This window comes from Chryseobacterium sp. PET-29 (assembly GCF_025736815.1).
Classification (GTDB): Bacteria; Bacteroidota; Bacteroidia; order Flavobacteriales; family Weeksellaceae; genus Chryseobacterium; species Chryseobacterium nepalense.
In genome coordinates this window covers 1,292,265-1,314,256 of record NZ_CP107053.1, presented here as the reverse complement: position 1 = coordinate 1,314,256, position 21,992 = coordinate 1,292,265, and the positions used below count along the sequence as shown (strand labels likewise).

Here is a 21,992-nt window from a genome sequence, read left to right as displayed (position 1 = left end):
ACTTCTTTGAGTAGCGTTATTGTGAAAAAAGACTATTTTTTTGTGATTTTTGTCGCTGATAATAAGCAACATAAGAATATACTTTTATTGAATATTCAATAAAAATTATTTATGAAAGTGGAAATAACTCCACAAATGACGATTATTTTATCGTTAAATAATCATTAATTAATTATGAGTGGAAAATTAATAAATCTTTAATTCTATAAAATTTTATTTTTAATATTAATTTTTTTCTTCTAATTGGACATCATTGTTAAAATATAGTAATTATTGTCCGTATTTGAAGTATAATTTTTTTCTTCTTTAGCATGGTGATTAATTTCAAATATTTTTTCAATAACACCTTTTTCATAGTTAATAAGATTGTATGCTTTATCTTTTTCCCCAAAAAGATGCCCCGGGTCTGAATTTTTTAAACCCGCAGATTGATTTTGCATATTTTGCTGCATGATAATTTCAAATCCGGAAGGACTTGAGATAACAACAAAACTGGATTCCTTATTAACTTTTGTTTCGGGTGAATTTATAACCGCAGGGTTTATAGCCAGCATCTGAACAGGGTATAAACGTACATTCACAGTAGTTCCGTCGTGTTGAGCACTGACAGAAGTAAAGGCCAGAAGACAAAATACTATGAAAAAATATTTGATGTACATTTTCTGATTTATCACCGTGTGGTTACTTAATCAAATATACAAATATTTTTCAATTATCTCATTTCTGAAGGGTTTTTTTTTGTGTGTTTTTTAAAAAAATTTGTAAAGTTGCCTTCATCGCTGAATCCCAGGTCATAAGCGATTTGAGAAATCGTATAGTTGGTATAGCTAAGCATTTTTTTAGATTCTGCTATAAGTTTCTCAATGATAACGTGTTTCGCGCTTTTTCCCAAAACATATTCAGTCATTTCAGTGAGTTTTCTTGGGGTAACATTTAGCTCGGATGCATAATGGGAAACTTTTTTTGCAGTCTTATAATCTCTCTGTAAAGTAACTTTGAACTTATTTACACAATAAAGATAGTCAAATTTTACATCTTTTTTTACTTCTTCGGTAGGGATGTGAAGGAAAGCATCCAGCATTAATCTTTCAATTGCGTTGTGAGCAGCAGAAAGATAAAGGCTTTTGTCTTTTTTACGGAAACTGTTCATTCTGTCCATAAAAACCACACGCATTTCTTCTATATTAATAAATGGAGCAATGAAAATGTCGGAATTATAATTGAAAAACAGCTGTGAATTTATAAATAAGCTGTCTTTTATAGACCGTTCAAAAAAAGTAGAAGAAAATGTGATGAGGAAGGTGTCATAGCCTCGTGCTTTTAAAAACTGTACATTTTTTTGAGGTCCTACAAAAACGATGTTTCCGGCGGCTATGTCATATGAATTATTTTCTACTATCAGATGAAGATCTTCCATAATAATATAGATGCAAAAGTATTCAAGCGTGTTAAACTGTCTTTTATTATTGTTTCTCTTTATAATCTGATCCAAACGGTTGATGCTGAAACCATTTTCCCTTAACTGATCTGTAATAATATACATATTATGTTTTAGTAGACTTAATAATGGGCTAAGATAATTTTTTACAAAGATTATATCGATATTATTAGATTAGACATAATTCTATAATTAGTATGGAATTATATAGTATTTTTTATATCAAAAACTGGTCCTGAAAAGAAAATAATGTTATTGTTGATATTAAAATATGGTTAATCAATTAATGATAAATTCAAATAATTTTTATAAGTAGTCTTATAATATTCTCTTAAAAAAATAAACAGCTGACATTTATTTCTAAAAACAATGAGTATTTTAATTATCCAAAATATTGCGGTTATTAAAAGTTGTAAGAGTATTATGCTGAATGCTATTTATTTATTGATCTGAAGTGTAAGATATCGTATGAATATTCCTGTTGTGTAGAATTATTTGCAATTATTATACACATAATTTATTATCTTTGGCGTGCTGAAATTGTATTGTATTTAAAATGAAAATGGTGTGTGACACTGCAATAGCTCTTTCAAAAAAAGAAATGTTTTTAACTTCAGAGAGTTAGAGCTTAAGCCGGAATTCCGGGTTGCAGTTGCTGCGCTCTGGTTGTTTTTAATGCCGTTTTCATTTATTTGCATAAAATACATACTGTATAATTGATACGCATTTTCTTGACCTGTTATCAAATGTTTCTAACCGTAGCTGCTGCTTTTTTGTTATTCGTTATATATAATTATAATGATGAAATGTTGATGATCATTTAATTTTAATGCTATATTAAATTAAGAAAAGAAAGCATATATTTATATGAAAAAATATAAATGAATTTTTGATGGGAGTATATTATAATTGAATAAAAAATAATACAATTTAATTATGCTGATAATCTGATAATTCCATTTTATAATAAATAATATTCTTCTTATTATAGCATTTCGGCAGAAAAATTGATATAAGAAAGCATTAAAAAATCACACATAAAGTGTGATAATGGATTTATAATATAAACTTTTAAAATAAGATGGCTCTCTTAAACAGAGTGCCGTCTTAGCAGAGTGAATGAATATGAATAAAAATATCATTACGTATCTATTATTGATATCAATTACCTTACTTTCCTGCAAGCCCAAGCAGAACATGGTCTATATGTCTAAAAGCAACATGGAAGAAGAAGTTGCAAAAGCGAAATACGACGGACTGCGCATTCAGGAAGGAGATGTACTTCTCGTCCTTGTCTCCGCACTTGATGAAGCTGCAGTGAAACCCTTCAATCTTAACACCGCCAATAAAGTTGGAAGTGAGAACAGCACAGGAATTAACCAATATGTGCAGCCAAGTGAATATCTTGTAAATGAAGAAGGGTATATCAATTTTCCAGTTCTTGGACCTGTATTTACGAAAGGTATGACGCAAATCCAGCTGAAGCAGGATCTGGAGTCCCGTCTGAAAAGATATCTTACTGATCCTTTGGTTACCATCACACTTAAAAACTTCAACGTCAGTATTCTTGGAGAAGTTAAACAGCCCGGACAAAAGGAAAGTGTTTCTCAGAAAATTAACATTTTTCAAGCGCTTGGTTTGGCAGGAGATATGACGGATTTCGGCGACCGTACCCAAGTAAAGCTTATCCGTACAAAAGATGATGGTAATGACGAAATTGTTAATCTGGATCTTACAAGATCAGACATTGTAAGCTCACCTTATTATTATATGAAACAAAACGACATATTGTATGTGCAGCCTGATAAAAACAAACAGATCCAGGCTAATTCTAATCCGAACAGAGCTCTTACCTTCCAGATTATTGGTGCAATATTAACAGCAGCTACTCTAATTGTTGCTCTAAAAAGATAAATGTAAATATGCAGCAGTTAGAATTACAAGAGAAAGAAGAGAAAGTTGATCTAAGAAAAACCATCGCCAAATATCTCAACAAATGGCCATGGTTCGTTGCATCTGTCCTGATTTGCATATTAGGTGCTTATATTTATCTCAGATATAGTGTTCCTAAATACCAGACAAAGACTACCCTTAAATTTGATAAAAAAGAAAGCGATCTTACTTCCGCGTTAGCCGATCTTTCCAACCTGGGTACAGGCCTCGGAAATTCAGATGAATTAAAAAGTGAGGCAGCTGTAGTTACTTCAAGACCAATTTTAATGCAGGTTGTGAAAAACCTTAATCTCAATGTAGAGTATTTCAATACCGGTGAGATTAAAGATTCCCAGCTGTTTACAGAACTGCCCATATCCGGGAGAATTCTCAATTTTAAAAAAGATTTTGTATCATCAGAATATTATATAAGAAAAATTAATGGCGATGAGTTCACCCTGACGAGCGAAGCGCACGGTAAATTTACGGGAAAATTTGATGTGCCTTTAAAACTCGATTTCGGAACTGTTATTTTAACCAGAAACCGACAGCTCGTTCTTAAGCCGGATTACAAAGTTATTTTCTGGAATCCGATCGAAAAAGTAAAAAAACTTGAAAAAACAATTCAGGTTACTTTACCCGATGAAAAGGCTCTTCTTATGGATATTACCCTGATTGGTACAGTGCCGGATAAATCGGAGAGAATCCTTAATGAAGTTACCCGTCAGTATAACTTAGATGGGCAGAAAGATAAAAACCTGCAGGCTGAAAATACCCAGAAGTTTATCGATAAAAGACTGGAAGTGATTACCCGAGATTTGTCAGGAGTAGAAAATCAGAAGGAAGATTTCCAGAACCGTAATCGTATTGTTGACCTTCAGGCACAGGCAGAACTGGCTCTGCAAAATACCAGTGAAAATACAAAATCACTTCTTCAGCAGCAGGCCCAGCTTGATCTTCTGAACTCTCTTACTGCGGAAGCCGCAAAAGGCAATAATCAGCTGATGCCTTCCAATCTTGGGCTTAATCCATCACTGGAACAGTCTATTGCGCAATACAATCAGATGCTTATCAGTAGAAATAAAACGCTGAAGCAGGCTACCAGCGAAAACCCTGCTGTTATTGAAATGAACAGGGAAATTGCTTCTTTAAAAGATATCATCAGAGATAATATCAGGGAGCAGAAAGATGCGGTAAAAGCTACTATTTCACAAATCCAGAATCAGATTACAACAAGCAACAGCCTTATAGAAAAAGTTCCCGGACAATCGAAAGTATACAGAGGAATTGAACGTCAGCAGAATCTTAAAGAACAGCTCTTCTTATTCCTTCTTCAGAAAAGGGAAGAAAATGCGATAAATTTATCCGTGGATGTTCCTAAAGCTAAAATTGTTAACCCTGCATTTACAGATGATATACCGGTATCTCCTAAAGGAAATATTATTCTTATGGGGGCTTTCTTCCTTGGGTTATTATTACCATTCGCTGTCTTCTATATCGTATTTATCGTAGATGATAAGATTTATAACAGAGATGATATAAAAGCCCGTTCAGGCTTGGGCGTACTGGTAGATATCCCTTCATTAAACGAAGATGAAAACCACCTGGTACAAAAAAACGACTTCTCAGAACTTGCAGAATCATTCAGAGTGTTGGTTTCCAACCTTAAATTTGTTTTGCCTAAAAAAGATTCGGCTAAAGTGATTATGGTTACTTCTTCCGTAAAAGGGGAAGGTAAAACCCTTGTATCCGTTAACCTGGCATTAACAATTGCCAATAAAAACGGAAGAGCCCTGCTGATAGGTTCAGATATCCGGAATCCGCAGATTCAGAGATATGACAGTGAGCCTGTAAAAAGAAAGGGTCTTACAGAATATTTATACGATGAATCTGTAGATGTGGAAGATCTCATTCATACGTCTTATACCAATCCTTACTGTGATGTAGTTTACGCAGGTACCATTCCTCCGAATCCTCAGGAACTTCTTTCCAATGGAAGATATCAGAAGCTGATTGCTCAGATGGCATCTCAATATGCTTACATTATTATAGACTCGGCTCCGCTTATGCTGGTTTCAGATACCCTGAGCATAGCAGATGTTGCTGATGCTACATTGTATGTAGTAAGATCGGGAGTTTCAAGAAATGTTCTTATTGATTTTGCGGAAGATCTGGTAAAAGAATCAAAACTAAGAAACGTATCGTTTGTGGTAAATGATGTTTCCAAGAAAGCAAGAGGATACGGATATGGTTATAATTATGGCTATGGTTATGGCTATAATAATAAAGAAACTGAAAAAAGTTGGTGGAATAAAATTTTTAAATCATAAAAATGGGTAAAATTTTAATTACGGGAGGAGCAGGGTTCATAGGCTCCAACCTTACGGAGTACTTTTTAAATAAAGGCTATCAGGTAGTTTGTCTGGACAATTTTTCAACCGGACACCGCCACAATATCGAGCCTTTCTTAAAAAATCCGGATTATAAACTGATTGAAGGAAGCATCTGCGATCTTGAGGTCTGCAGAACCGCAATGGAAAATGTAGATTATGTGTTGCATCAGGCGGCATTAGGGTCTGTTCCAAGATCAATCAACGATCCCATTACCAGTAATGAAGTTAATGTTTCAGGTTTCCTGAACATGCTTGTTGCAGCGAGGGACGCAAAAGTTAAACGTTTCGTGTATGCTGCATCATCTTCTACATACGGCGACTCGGCTGCACTTCCGAAAGTGGAAGAAGTGATCGGAAGACCGTTATCTCCCTATGCGATTACCAAATATGTTAATGAGCTGTACGCAGATGTTTTCTCTAAAACCTACGGGATAGAATGCATCGGGCTAAGATATTTCAATGTATTCGGACGCAGACAGGACCCTAACGGTACTTACGCAGCCGTAATTCCGTTGTTTGTAAAACAGCTGATGAATCACCAGTCCCCAAAAATCAACGGTACGGGAGATTATTCCAGAGACTTTACTTACGTTGATAACGTGATCCAGATGAATGAGCTGGCGATGCTTACCGAAAATCCGGAAGCTGTAAATACCGTTTATAATACGGCAGTGGGAGACCGTACCACATTAAATGATCTCGTACATTATATTAAAAAATACCTGAGTGAATACGACGGAAATATAGCTGATATCGAAATCGTACATGGCCCGAACCGCGTAGGAGACATTCCCCATTCACTCGCATCAATTGAAAAAGCTAAAAACCTTTTGGGATACAATCCCAGCCATACTATTGAAAATGGTCTGAAAGAAGCTATTAAATGGTATTGGGAAAATTTAAAATAAACTATTAAAAGAATTTTTGTGGAAAAACAATATAAAATTGCCGTTATCGGTCTTGGGTATGTAGGATTGCCGCTGGCCCGTTTATTTGCAACACAATATCCTGTAGTAGGATTTGATATCAATCAGAAAAGAATTGAAGAATTAAGAACAGGAAACGACAGTACGCTCGAAGTCGAAGCTGATGTTTTACAGTCGGTTTTAGTCGATCATAGTCCTTTTAATGATGAAAAGGGAAAAGGATTCTTTGCTTCAGCTGATATTGAAGATATTAAAGATGCAAATATCTATGTGGTCACTGTACCGACACCTGTAGACAAGCATAACCGTCCGGACCTTACTCCGCTTTACAAATCTTCTGAAACCGTAGGAAAGGTTTTGTCTAAAGGTGATATTGTAATTTACGAATCTACCGTTTATCCTGGTGCCACTGAAGAAGAATGTATTCCTGTACTGGAAAGAGTGTCGGGGATGAAATTCAATGAAGATTTCTTTGCAGGCTATTCTCCGGAGCGTATCAACCCGGGAGACAAAGAACATACAGTAGAAAAAATTCTAAAAGTAACCTCCGGTTCTACACCGGAAATCGGCGAAATTGTAAACAGTTTATACCAATCTGTTATTGTAGCAGGTACCCATCTTGCACCTACCATCAAAATTGCTGAAGCGGCCAAAGTGATTGAAAACTCCCAGAGAGATATCAATATTGCATTCGTGAATGAGCTGGCGAAAATTTTCAACCTTCTCGAAATCGATACGCATGAAGTACTGAAAGCGGCAGGAACAAAATGGAACTTTTTGCCTTTCAAACCGGGATTGGTTGGAGGTCACTGTATTGGAGTAGATCCTTACTATCTTGCACAGAAAGCACAGGAAAACGGCTATCATCCCGAAATCATCCTTGCAGGACGCAGACTTAATGATTCTATGGGACAATATGTAGCCTCTGAACTTGTGAAATGCATGATCAAGAAAAATATCAACATCAACGGTGCGGAAGTTCTGAATTTGGGAATAACATTTAAAGAAAACTGTCCTGATGTACGCAATACGAAAGCCGTAGATGTAATCTGCGGACTTGAAGATTACGCATTGAAAGTAACTACTTTCGATCCGTGGGCAAATCCTGAAGAGGTGGATCATGAATATGGTCTTCAGGTAGTGAACGAAATTCCGGAAAAGAAATTTGATGCGGTGATTCTTACCGTTGCCCATAAAGAATTTATGAATCTTAATCTCAAGGATTACCTGAAAGAAAACGGTGTGATCTACGATGTGAAAGGAATTCTGGCAGATTGTGATTCCAGATTATAACAAAAGCAGTAAGACGATAATATGCCATTAATGTCAATAAAGTCTAAAATATCTGGTTCAGGTTTCGTTAAAAAACTCGTATTAGGTACTTTTTGGATGACCTTCGGATCATTGATGTCCAGAGGATTGTTTTCCTTAGCGTCGATAGTATTGGCAAGGATTTTAACTGTTTCTGAATTCGGGGAATTCGGAATGATAAAATCAACCATAGATAATTTTCTGATATTTGCTTCATTGGGAATCGGCTTAACGACAACAAAATATATTTCTGAGCTGAAGGACGATCATAAGCAGGAAGCTTCTTCCATGCTCGGAGCATCGCTGTCACTCGTAGTATTGCTCAGTTCAGCCGTTGCAGTAATTATCATGCTGTTTTCCGGACCGATATCCGGAACCTTTTTAAACAATCAGGATCTCCAGATCCCGCTTATCATAGGAGGAGGTACCCTGGTTTTTATTTCTCTGAACGGAACGCAGATGGGCGCGCTGCTTGGTTTTCAGGCATATCGCAAGAACTCCACTGCAAATATCCTTCAGGGTTTGTTTCTGTTTTTAGGTTTAGTGATAGGAGGATATCTTGGTGGCGTAAAAGGAGCTTTACTGGGAAACCTGATTGCAATATTTTTAGTATCGATTGCTTTGCAGAAACTGGTAAGGGATGAAAGTAAAAAACAGTCTATCAGTGTAAGCTTTAAAGAATGGAAAGCTAGTGTACGGAAGATCTACAAATTTGCCATTCCGGCTTCATTAAGCACCATTATCGTTGCGCCGACAATATGGGTTTTAAATACCATGCTGGTTAATCAGCCGAATGGTTATAAGGAACTTGGGCTATATAGCGCGGTAATTATTTTCTCCACTGCTATTCAGATGTTTAACGGTGCTATCGGGAATGTTCTGCTGCCTATTTTTCTTTCCAAGTCAGAAGGAAAATCGCCGAAAAAAGAGTTCTTCAATTATTTCGGTTCATGGATTATTTCCATTATGATTGCTATTCCGCTGATTTTATTTCCTGAAGTAACTTCACTTATCTTGGGTAAAAAGTTTAGTATAGAACAAATTGTGCCTATTCTAGGCATGTCTATAATAACAACTCTTATTATTACCAACAGAGCGGGTGTTTCAAGAGATTTGATCGTAAAAAATAAAATGTGGCTCAGTGTTTTCAGTATGGGACAATGGGCAATTACGAATCTTATTATATTTTATTTTTTAAAAGATCTTGGAGCATGGGGATTTGCTTTTTCATATATGATTTCTTATGTAATTAATTATTTGGTTTTTGTTCCATATTTTATTAACAAAGGAATATCCCCCAGAATTATATTTTACAACAAATGGAATATGATTTTATGGCTAATGATAGCATCGCTTGTTGCAGTAAATGTTTATTATTTCGATGTTTTATTTCTTAGAATAATTATTTCTGTTATAATATTACTGATCATATTATTTTCAATTTTTAAACTGTATAAGGTATGTTTGCAAAAATTATAAATTTATACTGGAAATTATCAAGTTCTAAAATAATAAACCGAATTGGAAAAAGAGGCGAGAATGTTATTATTGGAACTCCTATAGATATAACCAAACCAGAAAACCTTCAGCTAGGAAATCATGTTTATATAGGACCGAATGCTTGGATTTCAACATATGGAACCGTTCAAATAATGACTGGAACGATCATAGGACCGAGATTAAAAATTTATACAGGTAATCACAATTATAACAGTGATAGACTTTTGCCTTATGATGAAATTACCATAGCAAAAAATGTTACTATAAAAGAAAACGTCTGGATTGGAGGTGATGTAACAATCCTTCCGGGTATAACTATAGAAGAGGGAGCCATTGTAGGAGCTTCTTCGGTAGTGACTAAAGATGTTCCTAAAGGTGCTATTATAGGCGGAAATCCTGCGAAAATCCTGAAATACAGAGATCTTGAAAAATATGATAAATTAAAACAAGAAGGAAAAATTTATCTGCAGGAAAAAACGAAAACAAACTTAAAAATGGTTGTGAAAAATTATGAAAGCAATATTTAGTGGATATTATGGTGCGAAAAATTCAGGGGACGATGCTTTTGTGGAAGTTTCAGCCTGGGGAAGCCGGAAATACTGGAATTCAACAGAACAGCTTTTCTTCGCCGCTGAATTGCCTACAATTTTAACACCGGCAGACCACTATTTTGCGCATAAAAACTATCTTTCTTTTGCACGGGCAGCCAAAGATATTATGTTAAGCGATGTCTTTGTGTCTGCAGGAGGATCTACATTCCATTCGGCATTGAAAAAAACGGATCTCCGTACTTATGCAAAGCTTAAGAAAAAATTAGGAATGAAAGGCCAAACCGGCGCCATAGGAATTTCATTAGGACCTTTTGTGAATGCCGCTGCAGAAAAAAATACACAGGAGTATTTAAAAACACTGGATTTTCTTGCATTACGGGATGATGTTTCTCATAAGCTCGCACTTACTTATGATCTGCCTTATGAACCGGTGAGAGCATTTGATCTGGCGGCGTTGCTTCCGGAAATATACCATTTTAATCCTGATAAGAATGCAGACAAAAAAGAATTTGTCATCGGGATCAGTGTTTGTCAGTATGAATCTTATACAAACGGTGATCTGAACAGGGAACGTAAAAGAAATCAGTTCATCGAGAATGTAATTAAAAATTTAAAGAAATACCACAATATTAAGTTTCGTTTTTTCGTTTTTAATGGTAATTCTATGAAAGGTGATCATAAGCTTACGATGGAAACAATCGGAAATCTTAATACAGATAACACATTGAATTTTGAAGTAGTAGCGTACAATCCTCTTGTAAAAGATACTTTTGAGAAAATTGCGGAATGTGATGCTGTGATCTCAACAAGATTACATGCGAGCATTTTTGCGTGCTACAGCAATACACCTTTTTTCCTTCTGGAATATCACAGGAAATGTACCGATTTTCTGAACGATGTAGGACAACCCGAAAAATACAGGGTCTTTGATGGTGATGCGGAAGTAGAATCAATCGTTGCGGAAATAGAAAAAATTGTGTTCAATAAAGAAATTACGGCTCCTCAATACATTCGGGAAACAACAGAACGTGCCCGGCTGAATTTTACCGCAACCTATAAAACCATATGATTACAGTAGTAATACCTTTATATAACAAAGAAAGAAGTATTTTAGATACAGTACATTCGGTTTTGGCCCAAACTTATAAGGATTTTGAGCTGGTTATTGTAAATGACGGATCGAAGGATAACAGTCTCCATGTTGTACAAGGCATCAATGATGTCCGTGTGGTAATTGTAGATAAAGAGAACGGGGGTGTTTCATCGGCAAGAAATGCCGGTATACTGGCCGCTAAAAACAACTATATCGCTTTTTTGGACGGTGATGATATCTGGCATCCCGAGCATCTGGGGATCCTCGCAGATTCTATGAAAATACTGGACAATGATGAAATCGGAGGGGTGGGATCAAGCTTTTATAAATCAAATTCAAAAGAATTTGACGGATCAAAGTTTAAAAGAGAAGAGGCGGTAATTATTGATGATTATTTCAATTTTATGTCTTCCTCAGCTCCCAGATTCAATTCTTCAACACTGATGGTAAAAAAGGATAAGGTACTGGAGACAGGCCTGTTTGATGAGCAGTTGAAATACGGTGAAGATGTAGATTTCTGGTACCGGCTTTTTTCAAAATATAAACTGATCTATAACAAAGCTGTTACCACCATCTATTTCATAGCGGCGGAAAACAGGAGTGTTCATTATGTAATGCCTCTGGAAAGAAGATTTCACCAGTTTGATTATGCAGGTAAAACAGCTTCCGAAAAAAGATATCTTGATAAGCTTGTTGCATTGATTGTACTGGATTATTTCAATCAAAAGGCCTACAAACAGGCTGGAATCATCTTAAAAATGTATGCTTCAAGAATGGTTGGAGTGATGCTGTACTTTATAGGATTAATTAAAAAGAAATTAAAATGAGAAAATATCTGGCGATCTTTCTGTTTTTAATACCTGTTTCATTATTTTTTGCCCAGGTTAAATATTTTGACCTTACGAAAGTACTTCCCAAAGGATATGTAACGGACGGAAGTGTAGATTATACCGAAGTTCTTCAGAAGGCAATTGATCAAAGCGGGGATATTACCTTTCCCAACTTTCCGGTTTTAATTAATGATAACGGACTTAAGTTAAAAAACGGATGCTCTTATACATTCCAGGCTAATTCCAAACTTATTTTAAAACCTTCCTTGAAGTCCGGGTACAATATGCTGGATTGTAATAATAAAGAGAATATTACAATTACCAATGCTGTACTGGTTGGAGATAAAAATACACATCTCGGCAAACAGGGAGAGTGGGGATTCGGGATCAGCGTAAGAGGATCAAAAAATATTACCATCAACAAAGCCAAAATTTATGACTGTTACGGGGATGGCATTTATATCGGCCGTCTTAACAATAAAATATCGGATAATATTACTATTACCAATACTCTGGTATCCAACAGCAGGAGAAACGGACTTTCAATAACTTCCGGAACCAATATTAAGGTCTATCATTCCAAATTTATGAATTCCAGCGGTAAAGGACCTTCAAGTGGCATCGATATTGAACCCAACAATGCTCAGGATGAGCTTAAAAACATTACCATCAGCGATGTTTCTACTGCAAATAATGAAAATTGGGGACTGCTGCTGAATCTTGTGAACCTGAGAAAAGATAACTCCATTAATAAGGATATTTCGATTACCATTACTAATTTTTCTGACAACAGATCAAAGTACGGAATGTCTATGTGGCTGAACAGGAAGAATAACTATTCCAGAAATATATCCGGGAGTATCACCCTGAATAATGTAAGCCTGCTTAATAATACGGAAGAACCTGTAAAATATTACGGAACTAATGATAATGCCATCAACGTTTCCGTAAACCAGCTCACCGTAGATTCAAAAAGCTATAGAAAACTACAGAATACCATCAACAGTTATCAAAACGATCAGCGAATTAAATTTAAACAACTGAAAACTAAATAAATTGATAAAGCTTTATAAAAATAAAACGTTTTTTAATCTGCTAAATGTCCTGATCGTCATCGTAGCATTCATGCTCTTTGTCTTTCCGAATTCATTTAGGAACATTAAACTGCCGTTTTTACTGTTGTTTTTTATCGTTGGTCTTTCTCAGATACATAAGATTGAAAGGGTAGTTGTTTTCAGTCTTCTGCTGAGTCTGATGATCACCATTATTTATCTTGTGATCGGGGTCAATAAGTCTAAAGATCCTATGGAAGCACTCAGTCAGGTTCTTATTGTTTATGCTTTTACACCGATCATGTGGACGGTTATTATGAATTATTGCTTTGAGAAATTTCCCTTACCAAAAATCATCAGATACCTCAATATATACATGGTTTTAGGCTGTATTTCCGTATTTGTGGCCATCTGGCTTTTCATGAACGGAAAAAGACAGATTCTGGAGCTCATTATCGAAGATCCGAATATGACCTTTACTAAAAAAGGTATTGTGGAGATGAAGCTTTTCGTTTATGGTTCACTGATCTTTTTTATTCCTGCATTTATACAGATACAGAAAATTTTCCCGAGAAAAATCCTGTTTTTTGTGATCCTTCTTTTAACGATAAGTACAGCAATTGTTTCCGGAAGATCCGCACTTCTTTTAAGTGTTTTTTTAGGATTGTTTTTTTATGTTATGATTAATGCCTCCTTTGAAATTGTAAAGTATATTTTTCTCGGGCTTTTATTGGCGGTCTTACTGTTTTTTATATTAAACAGTTATGGGGTAAATGTATTCAACGTATTGGAAGGTTTTTATGATAAATTATTCGGTGGAGGAGATAAGGTTCGTGCAGAGCAGACCGAGGCACTGATTAAAGGGATTAACAGAAATATTTTCGGAGCCGGGCACGGCGTAGGTGTTGACTATATTAGAAGTAAAAAATTCCCCTGGCGTTATGAAAATGTGCCTTTTGCAATCATTTTCAGAGTAGGGCTTTTCGGATTTTTAATTTATTCTATTCCTTTTCTGTATTCGGTATATAAATACGTGACGTTAAAATCAAGAAATCCGTACGATCATTATATGCTGGTAGGATTTATATCGATGCTTGTAGCCACCTTTACCAATCCTTATCTGGAATCTTTCGAGTTTAATATATTTTATGTGATACCATTCATATATTTTGTAAAAAGAGATAAAATTTTTAATGAAAAAAATAGTTTACTTCACTAAATATTCTTCTTTGGGTGCAAGCAGCAGGCTCAGGAGCTTTCAGTTCTTTTCTTCTTTACAGGAAAAAGGATTTGAAGTAAGCCATTCTTGTCTTCTTGGGGATCGATATCTCTCGGCTTTGTATGATAACAGGAAAAGTAGGTTTTTATATTTGGTTGCAGGATATTTTAAGCGGATGCTTGTGCTGCTTTCCGTCAAAAAGTATCATATTGTTGTTATAGAAAAAGAATTATTCCCTTACCTGCCGGCTTGGGCAGAGGTCGCTTTAAATAAAGCCGGAATCGGATATTTCGCAGATTATGATGATGCTATTTTTCACAACTATGATCTTAGCAAAAACAAATGGCTGCGAAAATTTTTGTCTGATAAAATAGATATCGTGATGAAAAACAGTAAATGTGTATTTGCCGGTAACAGCTATCTTGCAGACAGAGCAAAAAAAGCGGGCGCCAGGAAAATAATTCTTTTACCAACGGTAATTAATCGTAATAAATATTATAAAATAGATAATAAGGATCTTTCCCATTTTACACTAGGCTGGATCGGTTCACCATCTACCTATAAATATATTGAAGAATTATTTCCTGTATTCAAAAAACTTAACGAAGAATTTCCGCATTTCAGGGTCAATATTATCGGGGCCAGGCAATCTCCGGAAACAGATGGATTTATCAGCTTTATTCCCTGGAATGAAAATACAGAGGTTGAAGAAATCAATAAATTTGATCTTGGAATAATGCCTTTACATGACACACCTTGGGAACAGGGCAAATGTTCTTACAAGCTCATACAGTATATGGGATGCAGTATCGCGGTTCTTGCATCGCCTGTAGGGATGAATAACGATATCGTAAATCCGGGGAAAAACGGAGATTTTGTACACGGAGATGATTGGTATAATGCCATAAAAAAATACATAGAAAATAAGCAGGTAACAATTCAGGAAGGTCATGAAGGAAGAATGTTGATAGATTCAACATACAATACAGATAATAACTTGAAAAAAATAATTAGAGCGTTTGAAAACTAAATTAGTACGTATAACAACAGTTCCGGTTTCTCTGAAAGTATTACTGAAGGGGCAGCATAAATTTATGTCAGAATATTTTGATGTAACGGGCGTTTCTTCATCAGGACAAGAGCTATATGATGTAAAAGATTCGGAAGGTATTAATGTGGTAGCTATTGAAATGTCAAGGGCAATTACTCCTCTCAGCGATTTAAAATCTCTTTGGAAAACCTATCAGTTTCTAAAAAGACAGAAACCACAGATCGTTCATACGCATACTCCGAAAGCGGGAATTATAGGAATGCTGGCTGCAAAATTGGCAAAAGTTCCGCTTAGGCTTCATACTGTGGCTGGACTGCCTTTAATGGAAGCACAGGGAACCAAGCGTAAAGTATTGGATTTTGTTGAAAAACTCACCTACACTTCCGCAACAAAAGTGTACCCGAATTCTAAAGGATTGTATGATTTCATCCTTAAAAATAATTTAACACAAAGCAAAAAACTGAAGGTTATAGGCAATGGATCATCCAACGGAATCGATACCCGCTTTTTTTCTCCTGAAAATATTAATGATGAACAAAAAGATCAGCTAAAAAAAGAGCTCAACATCACTGCATCAGATTTTGTTTTTGTATTTGTAGGACGTTTGGTAGGTGATAAAGGCATTAATGAACTGGTTCAGGCTTTTTCACAGATCAGTAAGAATGCAAATCGGTCAAAATCGGTAAAGCTTTTACTGATCGGCCCTTTGGAAGAACACCTTGATCCCTTGCAGCCGGAAACAGTACAAGAGATAAAAAACAATCCTGATATTTTGGATTTAGGATTTCAGAAAGATGTGAGACCCTATTTTGCGGTTTCAGACGCGCTGGTTTTTCCAAGCTACCGTGAGGGCTTCCCTAATGTTGTTATGCAGGCGGGAGCGATGGAATTGCCAAGCATCGTTTCCGATATCAACGGCTGCAACGAAATCATTGTTGAAGGACAAAACGGAATGATTATTCCGGTAAAAAATAGTGATAAACTCAAAGTAGCCATGGAGAAAATACTTTCGGATACAGATTTGTATCAGAAGCTGAAAATAAATTCCAGGCCTATGATTCAGTCGCGGTACGAGCAGTCTGTGATCTGGAATGAATTATTAAAGGAATATAAAACCCTGCTTAAAGAAAATAATATAGATGTATAAGAACTTATTGAAAAGAGTAATTGATTTTCTGATTGCTTTTTCAGGTTTGATTTTATTGTCACCTGTTTTTCTTATTGTACTTGTGGTGCTGTATTTTCAGAATGACGGCAAACCGTTCTTTTTCCAGAGAAGGCCGGGACTTAATGAAAAAATGTTTAACATTATTAAGTTTAAAACCATGACGGATAAAAAAGACAGCAAAGGAAATTATCTGCCGGACGCTGACAGACTTACGCCAATGGGAAGTTTTATACGCCAGACTTCTCTTGATGAGATTCCGCAGCTGATCAATGTTCTTAAAGGAGATATGGCCATCATTGGTCCGAGACCTTTATTACCACAGTATCTGCCTTTGTATAATGAATCTCAGAAAAGAAGACACGAAGTTCGTCCGGGAATCACAGGTTGGGCTCAGGTCAATGGAAGAAATGCTATTTCATGGGCAAAGAAATTTGAACTGGATGTGTGGTATATTGATCATGTTTCATTTGTCCTGGATTGTAAAATTGTACTCCTTACTATTAAAAAAGTTTTTAAAAAAGAAGGAATCAATAAAGAAGGGCAGGCAACAACAGAAGCCTTTAACGGAAATAATTAAAAAGTGTAGCAGTGTATTTATATGGGAGTAAGCGTCATGGCAAGGTAGTTGCTGAAACTGCAGAATAAAACGGATTCATATTGAAGCATCCATAAATGAAGATATTTCAGATAAAATTCCTGATTATTCTGTACGTTATAAACTACATAAGAAATATAGAAGTCGTTATTGCGACAGAAAAGACAAATAAGAAAAAGTAATTGATCAACTGTTATTAATTATTTGAGCTTACCTGACCCTCCAATCATGAATATTCAAAAATAGTACATAAAAATGAGTGTGCTTGTAGTTGTCCCAAGTTTTAATTAATGTTGCTGATACAGTAAGAAGTTTCAATAGCAAAAAATGGGAAGACTATAAATCACCAGATTTGAGATAGTAATAAATTAAAAAAAATAATTATGAGCATTGAAATATGGCTCTCTTCCCCTCATATGGGTGGAACAGAAATAAAATATGTCAACGAAGCATTTGATACCAATTGGATAGCTCCTCTAGGTCCGAACGTAAACGGCTTTGAAACTGATCTGGAAAAATTTCTGAACCAGGAAGTAAAAGTTGCGGCACTTTCATCCGGAACAGCAGCCCTGCATTTAGCATTGATCGAATGCAATGTTGGTTACGGCGATGAAGTGATTTGTCAGTCTCTTACTTTTTCAGCTTCGGCCAATCCTATTGTATATCAGGGAGCGACCCCGGTTTTTGTTGATTCAGAAAAAGATACCTGGAATATGTGTCCTGTCGCATTAAGGGAGGCAGTAGTAGACAGAATTTCCAAAAATAAAAAACCAAAAGCTATTGTTGCGGTTAATCTTTATGGGATGCCGGCAAAAATGGATGAGATTTTAGCCATCGCTACAGAATTTGATATTCCTCTTATTGAAGATGCTGCCGAATCACTTGGTTCTACTTACAAAGGAAGATCTTGTGGTACTTTCGGACGTTTTGGAATTTTATCTTTTAATGGAAATAAAATTATCACAACTTCCGGCGGAGGAGCATTGGTATGCCATTCAAAGGAAGACAAAGACAGGGCCGTTTTCCTTTCTACACAGGCGAGGGATAAGGCACCGCATTACCAGCATTCAGAGATAGGATACAACTATAGAATGAGTAACGTTTCAGCAGGAATAGGAAGAGGGCAAATGGAAGTCCTGAACAGCCGGGTAGAAGGCCGAAGAAAAATGCACGACTTCTATGCTGAAATTACCAGAAATATGGATGGTGTAGAACTGTTTTGCGAGCCGGACACAGATTTTTTCAGCAACCACTGGCTGTCGGTAATAACAATTGATGAAGCAAAAGCATCTAAAAACCGGGAAGATCTTCGTCTTGCATTTTTGGAAGATAAAATAGAATCACGCCCAATCTGGAAACCGATGCATATGCAGCCCGTTTTTAAAGACGCACCCTATTACGGAGGAGATTTTGCAGAGAAGCTTTTTGAAAGCAGCCTGTGCCTGCCATCGGGATCTAATCTTTCTGATGCTGACAGAGCAAGAATTGAAAAAGTAATGGTAAACGTTTTTTCAAACAAAAAACTTTCAGATAGTATCGTACCTTAAAATCCTAAATAATTTATAATTTATAAGGCAAAACAAAAAGCAGAGATGATATTATCTCTGCTTTTTTATAGTGTAAATACAAGTATCGGTTATCTGAATTTCCGGTTAGAATTGCTGTAATTACCGGCATTTATTCCGTGGAAATTATTGTAGGTGTAATAAAGATCCTTAAAGTAAATATCCGTATCGGCATCATACTTTTCGATCGCAGGAAGAGTGTGCTGCTTCTTGGATGCGCTGTAAGCGTATTTCTTTTTGGAAACTGTTTTTTTCTTAGGACAATGGCAGTGCAGATGGTCCTGTTTTCTGTGCTCATCAAGTTCAACAACTTTAATCTCAGTACGCTCATACTTTTTGAATTTTTCAAAAGCATTCAGATCAAGGGTAAACCAGGGTTCGCCATGATAAAAATAATGATCGGTAATTTCAGGATTAAAAATATCTTTATTTTCTAGTGGTGCGGATGAGTAGTAACCATTGCAGTCAGTACACTTGGCAACTTGTATTTTTATCGACATAATATTAGGATTTAAAGTGATTCTCTTTGCTATATCAGAAGTTGTGCCATAGGTGCAAATCTCACATAAAAATTAATAAACCACATCAGGAAGATGGCAAATAATATCAGAATAGACTTTACGTAAAGAAAAACTCCGGCGAATCTTCATCAATAATAATTTCTTTTTATTTAATTTTCGGTTATCATAAATTTAATCTCCAAATTTTCTCCCGATTTTCTTTTTACTATAATTTTTACGTCTTGCATATAAAAATGGTTAAGGAAAAATCAAAAAATTAACGAATTTTTATGTCTAAAAGTGTTTTTTTTACACTTTTTAATAAAAAAAATAATCTTTTTTTTAACGTTTCTTATCATAGTATTTTAAAACAAAATTTCAGTCTCTTTTTTTAATTATTTTTTTTCCAAGGTGTTGTAAACTCATGTTTTAAGATTATCATAAGTGTAATTTTAATGATAACCTTATCATAAAATATATACAATTGTTATCATAAAAAATCGATATGTAAATAGTTGATATGTAAGTGTTAGCAGTAAATTTATTTTTTTTATTCAATTGAATTTTTATATTTGTGATGTTACATAAATGTTAACGATTAAATGAGCCCTGACTTTATTCATACATACGTGTCTGTAGATTGTGTAGTATTCGGATTTGATCTCGAAAACCGCCTGAACATTTTATTGGTTCAGCGACATGTAGATGAGATCCCTTTGGAAAGAAGAAGAAAACTGCCCGGAAGCCTGATCTTTAGCAACGAAGATGTAGATGATGCTGCAGAAAGAGTACTTCATGAACTTACAGGAATCCGTAAAATGGTTCTTAAACAGTTTAAATGTTTTGCAGATCCGGGACGTGCAAATAATGAACATGATATCACGTGGATGGGTAAAGAATATAAACACCATATCGACAGGATTATTACGGTGGCTTATCTTTCACTCTGCAAGATTGATCATAAGATCAACAGTACCAAGTATGATAATGTAGACTGGTTCCCGATTGATGAAGTGCCGGAGCTGCCATTTGATCACAATAAGATTATCAGTGAATCACTGGTGGAAATCAGAAAATGGATAGAATCAGACTTCTCTATCATTTTTGAACTGCTGCCGAAAAGATTCACCATCAGACAGCTTTATCAGCTCTACAGCGCATTAAGTGAAAAATATATTGACATTAAAAATTTTCATAAAAAAATATCATCATTCAACTATATCGTGCCGCTGGACGAAATTGAAAAAAATGTTTCGCACCGTGCTGCAAGATATTATAAGTTCGATGCGAAAATCTACAAGAAAAACAATACTAAACTCATTAAATAAAAGCTCCTCAATAAAATTATGTACTTACTAGGCTATGACATCGGCAGTTCTTCTGTAAAAGTTTGTCTCATCGAGGCATCCAGCGGAAAAGTGATTGCTTCAGAATTTTCCCCGAAAAAGGAAATGAAAATCACCGCTGTGAATCCGGGATGGGCAGAACAGAACCCTGTTGATTGGTGGACTAACCTTAAACTGGCACACGAAGCCGTCATGCACGAATCAGGAATTCATCCTGAAGACATCAAAGGAATCGGAATTACCTGGCAGATGCACGGTCTTATCCTTGTAGATAAAGATCAGAATTTATTGAGACCGTCTATTATATGGTGTGACAGCCGTGCGGTACAGTATGGTGAAAGAGCTTTCAAAGAAATAGGAGAAGAAAAATGCCTTTCGCATTTGCTGAATTCACCGGGTAATTTTACGGCATCCAAATTAGCCTGGGTAAAAGAAAACGAACCGGAAATTTTTAATAAAATTGATAAAATAATGCTTCCGGGAGATTACATCGCCATGAGACTTTCCGGACAGATAGGAATGACCATTGAAGGCCTTTCGGAAGGGATTTTCTGGGACTTTAAAAACAACTGTATTTCAGAAGATGTGATTGGCCACTACGGAATACCTAAAAGCTTCTTCCCTGAGATTATTCCTACTTTTGGAATCCAGGCTTCGGTTTCGGCATCTGCAGCCCAGGAATTAGGTTTAAAAGAAGGAACCCCGATTTCCTACAGAGCCGGAGATCAGCCGAACAACGCACTTTCACTGAACGTGTTTAATCCGGGAGAAATCGCTTCCACTGCCGGAACTTCAGGAGTTGTTTACGGAGTGCTTGATCAGCTGGAATATGATAAATTATCAAGAGTTAATACGTTTGCCCACGTTAATTATACTCCGGAACAAATCAGGCTGGGCGTTTTACTCTGCATCAACGGGACAGGAATTCTGAATTCATGGTTGAAGCATAATTTTGCAACGTCCTTATCTTCATATGGAGACATGAATGAGCTGGCTTCGCTTTCGCCTGTAGGATCTAAAGGTCTTAGCATTGTCCCTTTCGGTAACGGTGCCGAAAGAGTGTTGGAAAACAAAGAAACCAACTGCTCTATTCACGGAATTAATTTTAACATTCACACTAAAGGAGATATTCTGCGTGCGGCGCAGGAAGGAATTGTCTTTTCCTATGAATACGGAATGAATATCATGAGAAATATCGGGATGGATATTCAGGTAATCCGTGCAGGAAATGCCAATATGTTTTTAAGTTCAATATTTCGTCAGTCACTTTCCAGTGTCAGCAATGCGGTTATTGAACTTTATGATACCGACGGAGCCGTAGGAGCTGCAAGAGCTGCGGGAATAGGAATCGGGTTTTATGCAGATTCTAAAGAAGCTTTTTCATCACTCGAAAAAATAGCAGTGATAGAGCCTGAACACGAAAAACAAGAACAATATCTGGAAGCTTACACAAGATGGAAACATCATCTTAATGAAATAATCTAAAAAATCAACAGAAGTTTTCCATAGCTCTTACCGACCT

Annotated in this window: 19 protein-coding genes; 16 read left to right on the top strand and 3 right to left on the bottom strand. The window is 35.9% G+C overall.

What is annotated here, in order from left to right; translation table 11 throughout:
• Positions 1 to 239 precede the first annotated feature (239 nt).
• Both ODE14_RS05740 and ODE14_RS05735 read right to left on the bottom strand, forming a co-directional pair.
• Entirely contained in the window at positions 240 to 659 is a 420-nt protein-coding gene (locus ODE14_RS05740; RefSeq protein ID WP_263603307.1) for a hypothetical protein, read from the bottom strand.
• Positions 660 to 712: 53 nt separating this feature from the next.
• Positions 713 to 1,543, bottom strand: coding sequence for a helix-turn-helix domain-containing protein (locus ODE14_RS05735; RefSeq protein ID WP_263603306.1), 831 nt, complete (start codon positions 1,541 to 1,543; stop codon positions 713 to 715).
• 1,020 nt (positions 1,544 to 2,563) lie between these two features.
• On the opposite strand from ODE14_RS05735, the gene ODE14_RS05730 reads away from it, so the two are divergent.
• The 14 genes from ODE14_RS05730 (at position 2,564) to ODE14_RS05665 (ending at position 18,606) form a co-directional block, all read left to right on the top strand.
• A complete protein-coding gene (locus tag ODE14_RS05730; protein ID WP_263603305.1) occupies positions 2,564 to 3,352 on the top strand; it encodes a polysaccharide biosynthesis/export family protein in 789 nt (262 codons plus the stop codon).
• 8 nt (positions 3,353 to 3,360) lie between these two features.
• The gene (locus tag ODE14_RS05725; RefSeq protein ID WP_263603304.1) at positions 3,361 to 5,700 is read left to right on the top strand and encodes a GumC family protein; all 2,340 of its coding nucleotides are present in this window, start codon (positions 3,361 to 3,363) and stop codon (positions 5,698 to 5,700) included.
• A 2-nt stretch (positions 5,701 to 5,702) separates the two neighbouring features.
• Positions 5,703 to 6,671, top strand: coding sequence for an SDR family oxidoreductase (locus ODE14_RS05720; protein ID WP_248392916.1), 969 nt, complete (start codon positions 5,703 to 5,705; stop codon positions 6,669 to 6,671).
• Positions 6,672 to 6,689: 18 nt separating this feature from the next.
• Positions 6,690 to 7,982 (top strand): nucleotide sugar dehydrogenase, encoded by a 1,293-nt coding sequence (locus tag ODE14_RS05715; protein ID WP_312172703.1) that lies wholly within the window; start codon positions 6,690 to 6,692, stop codon positions 7,980 to 7,982.
• Between the two features lie 30 nt (positions 7,983 to 8,012).
• Positions 8,013 to 9,479, top strand: a complete 1,467-nt coding sequence (locus ODE14_RS05710; protein ID WP_263603303.1) for an oligosaccharide flippase family protein — start codon at positions 8,013 to 8,015, stop codon at positions 9,477 to 9,479.
• Complete coding sequence (locus ODE14_RS05705) at positions 9,461 to 10,027, top strand: acyltransferase (RefSeq protein ID WP_282569132.1); 567 nt, start codon at positions 9,461 to 9,463, stop codon at positions 10,025 to 10,027. Before ODE14_RS05710 ends, ODE14_RS05705 begins: the two co-directional genes overlap by 19 nt.
• Positions 10,011 to 11,120, top strand: coding sequence for a polysaccharide pyruvyl transferase family protein (locus ODE14_RS05700; RefSeq protein ID WP_248392920.1), 1,110 nt, complete (start codon positions 10,011 to 10,013; stop codon positions 11,118 to 11,120). Before ODE14_RS05705 ends, ODE14_RS05700 begins: the two co-directional genes overlap by 17 nt.
• Entirely contained in the window at positions 11,117 to 11,971 is an 855-nt protein-coding gene (locus ODE14_RS05695; protein WP_248392922.1) for a glycosyltransferase family 2 protein, read from the top strand. Before ODE14_RS05700 ends, ODE14_RS05695 begins: the two co-directional genes overlap by 4 nt.
• Entirely contained in the window at positions 11,968 to 13,029 is a 1,062-nt protein-coding gene (locus ODE14_RS05690; protein WP_263603302.1) for a right-handed parallel beta-helix repeat-containing protein, read from the top strand. Before ODE14_RS05695 ends, ODE14_RS05690 begins: the two co-directional genes overlap by 4 nt.
• Position 13,030: 1 nt before the next feature.
• Complete coding sequence (locus ODE14_RS05685; RefSeq protein WP_263603301.1) at positions 13,031 to 14,245, top strand: hypothetical protein; 1,215 nt, start codon at positions 13,031 to 13,033, stop codon at positions 14,243 to 14,245.
• Entirely contained in the window at positions 14,220 to 15,275 is a 1,056-nt protein-coding gene (locus ODE14_RS05680) for a glycosyltransferase family 4 protein (RefSeq protein ID WP_263603300.1), read from the top strand. Before ODE14_RS05685 ends, ODE14_RS05680 begins: the two co-directional genes overlap by 26 nt.
• On the top strand, positions 15,265 to 16,443 hold the full coding sequence (locus ODE14_RS05675; protein ID WP_263603299.1) for a glycosyltransferase family 4 protein: 1,179 nt from the start codon (positions 15,265 to 15,267) through the stop codon (positions 16,441 to 16,443). Before ODE14_RS05680 ends, ODE14_RS05675 begins: the two co-directional genes overlap by 11 nt.
• A complete protein-coding gene (locus ODE14_RS05670; protein ID WP_263603298.1) occupies positions 16,436 to 17,041 on the top strand; it encodes a sugar transferase in 606 nt (201 codons plus the stop codon). Before ODE14_RS05675 ends, ODE14_RS05670 begins: the two co-directional genes overlap by 8 nt.
• A gap of 401 nt (positions 17,042 to 17,442) precedes the next feature.
• Positions 17,443 to 18,606 carry a DegT/DnrJ/EryC1/StrS family aminotransferase gene (locus ODE14_RS05665; RefSeq protein ID WP_263603297.1) on the top strand — a complete coding sequence of 388 codons (1,164 nt, stop codon included), beginning with the start codon at positions 17,443 to 17,445 and terminating at the stop codon, positions 18,604 to 18,606.
• A gap of 89 nt (positions 18,607 to 18,695) precedes the next feature.
• Here ODE14_RS05665 and ODE14_RS05660 read toward each other — a convergent pair whose 3' ends face one another.
• Positions 18,696 to 19,124 (bottom strand): hypothetical protein, encoded by a 429-nt coding sequence (locus ODE14_RS05660; RefSeq protein WP_248392936.1) that lies wholly within the window; start codon positions 19,122 to 19,124, stop codon positions 18,696 to 18,698.
• 602 nt (positions 19,125 to 19,726) lie between these two features.
• On the opposite strand from ODE14_RS05660, the gene ODE14_RS05655 reads away from it, so the two are divergent.
• Complete coding sequence (locus tag ODE14_RS05655; RefSeq protein ID WP_066438240.1) at positions 19,727 to 20,452, top strand: NUDIX hydrolase; 726 nt, start codon at positions 19,727 to 19,729, stop codon at positions 20,450 to 20,452.
• A gap of 18 nt (positions 20,453 to 20,470) precedes the next feature.
• The gene (locus ODE14_RS05650; RefSeq protein WP_263603296.1) at positions 20,471 to 21,955 is read left to right on the top strand and encodes a xylulokinase; all 1,485 of its coding nucleotides are present in this window, start codon (positions 20,471 to 20,473) and stop codon (positions 21,953 to 21,955) included.
• Positions 21,956 to 21,992 lie beyond the last annotated feature (37 nt).